The sequence below is a fragment of the Streptomyces sp. PKA51 genome, assembly GCF_057552455.1.
In genome coordinates this window covers 1-1,560 of sequence record NZ_BAAJPZ010000050.1, presented here as the reverse complement: position 1 = coordinate 1,560, position 1,560 = coordinate 1, and the positions used below count along the sequence as shown (strand labels likewise).

At 73.4% G+C, this 1,560-nt stretch carries 1 pseudogene; it reads left to right on the top strand.

Annotation, left to right across the window (positions count from 1 at the left end):
* Window positions 1–34 precede the first annotated feature (34 nt).
* Window positions 35–1,560, top strand: a pseudogene (locus AC27L3_RS29495) (hypothetical protein); the annotation flags it as partial.

The following is a 1,560-nucleotide window of genomic DNA, read 5'->3' as shown; positions in this document are numbered from 1 at the left end:
TTCCGCGGCTGGCCAGGCGCGTCAGGCCGATCGCATGCTGTCCGCCGACCGAGCCGGCAAGGCTCTGTCGTCCTACGACGGCGTCAAGGCCGAGGCCGCCCGCCAGGTCGAGATCGCCGCGGGCGCGGCGAAGGCCGCCCAGGTGGCGGCGGCGCAGGCCAAGGTCCAGGCCGATGTTCTGGTCGAGACCGGCCTGACGTACGGCACGCAGTGGTCGGATGTTGCGAGCGGCATCGCGGCTGCGGCGGATGCGGCGGTGCAGGCGGCGAAGACCGCGCAGAACGCGATCGACGCCACCGAGGCCGATGCGAAGGGCCTGAACGCCAAGAACCAGGCCGAACTGCACGAGCAGCAGGCCAAGCAGTGGCGCGCCAACGCCGAGCAGCACGCCAAGACCGCTGCGAAGCTCGCCGAGGCCGCCGACAAGCAGGCCAAGATCGCCGCCGACGCGGCCGCGCGGACGCGTGACGCGCGTATCGCGGCGGAAAAGGCCGAAGCGGAGGCGTGGGAGCACGCCAAGAAGACCCGCGAGGCCCGCCTGGAGGCGGAGCGCCAGGCCAAGATAGCCGCCGAACAGCGCGCGATCGCCGAGCGCGAGCGCGACCTCGCGGCGCAGGCACGTGCCCGTGCGGAGCACGAGCGCGACGTCGCTGCAGCGGCCCGGGCCCGGGCCGAGGAGGAGGCACGGACGGCATCCGCGATGCGCGCGGAGGCCCTCGCTGCGGCGGCTACTGCGGCTGCGGCGCGTTCGGATGCTGCGGAGAAGGAAGGCATCGCGGCCAAGGCGGACGAGAACGCGCGCGGTGAGGAGAGCAAGGCTCGCGAGGCCAGGAACAACGCTCGCGAAGCCAGGGACCACGCCAACGCTGAGCGGGCTCGCGCCCAGGCCACGGCTGCGATGGAGGCGGGCGCACGAGGCACGAAGTACTCCGTCGAGGCCCAGGCTGCAGCCTCGGCCGCACGTGCGGACGCAGACGTTGCCTCTTCTGCGGCCGACCAGGCTGAAGGTGCCGCTGACGCGGCAAGTGGTGCGGCCGTGAGGGCGCGTTCCGCGGCCACGGAGGCCGCTGGTGCAGCTGCCCGGGCACGGGCTGCGGCGGCTGAGGCCACCGCGCACGCTGCTCGGGCCAACGCTGCGGCGAACGCTGCCGAAGCTGCTGCCGCCGCCGCCAACGCCGCTGCCAACCGTGCCGAGGCCGAAGCGCAGGCCACTCACGCCGCGGCGCTGCGTGCCAACGCCAAGGCTGCTGAAGCCACCGCCCAGGAAGCCCGCGCCGGCATCGCCGCGCATGAGGCCGCGCGTCTGGCCGGTCTGGCGGCTGCCGAGGCGAAGAACGCTTTCCAGGCGGCCAACCGGACCAAGGAAGAAGCCGAGGGCGCCAGCCGCGAAGCGGCAATGGCCAGGCTTCAGGCAACCGTCGCGGTGCAGGCCGCTTCTGCAGCTCGCAGCACGGCAGCAGGCATTGCCGACCCGGCGAACACCGCCATCGAGATGACCGCGCCCTTCGCGGGCAAGGATGTCGACGCGGACTTCGCCGCCGCAGTGGCCACTGCCGCTGT